The 558-nt window shown below is 57.2% G+C and carries 1 protein-coding gene; it reads left to right on the forward strand.

Annotation, left to right across the window (positions count from 1 at the left end):
• Positions 1-481, forward strand: a 481-nt coding sequence (locus NZ585_14835; GenBank protein ID MCS7081307.1) for an ATP-binding cassette domain-containing protein, incomplete at its 5' end; no start/stop codon positions are given.
• Between the last annotated feature and the right edge of the window lie 77 nt (positions 482-558).

A 558-nucleotide genomic window follows, 5' to 3' on the forward strand; every position in this document is an offset into this window, starting at 1 on the left:
TGAGGGGAAAACCACCTCGCTATCCCGACAAATCGGAAAAATCTCCGTGAACTCTGTGTTCTCTGTGGTGAACCCTTTCAAAAACCCTATGGCACCCCCTCTTCTCGAAATCAAAAACCTCCACGTCCACTTCCAATCCGACGAAGGGCTGGCACGCGTTCTGGATGGAATCAACCTGCGGGTAGAACGCGGCGAAACGCTCGGTCTGGTAGGTGAATCGGGCTGCGGCAAGAGCGTGACGGGTTTAAGTATCCTGCGCCTGATTCCGGAACCGCCCGGCAAAATTACGGCGGGTGAGATTCTCTTCGACGGCGAAGACCTTCTGAAAAAATCGCCCGACGAAATGCGTGCCATCCGCGGCGGCAAGATTGCCATGATTTTCCAGGACCCGATGACCTCGCTCAACCCCGTCTATACCATCGGCGACCAGATTGCCGAAGCGATTGATCTGCACCAGCCTGCCGGGCTGACCTCCACCTGAAAACGGGTGGTCGAGTCGCTGGAGAGCGTGCAAATCGCCGACCCCGAAAGCCGCGCCCGCAATTACCCGCACCAGTT

This window comes from Chloracidobacterium sp., assembly GCA_025057975.1.
Classification (GTDB): Bacteria; Acidobacteriota; Blastocatellia; order Chloracidobacteriales; family Chloracidobacteriaceae; genus Chloracidobacterium.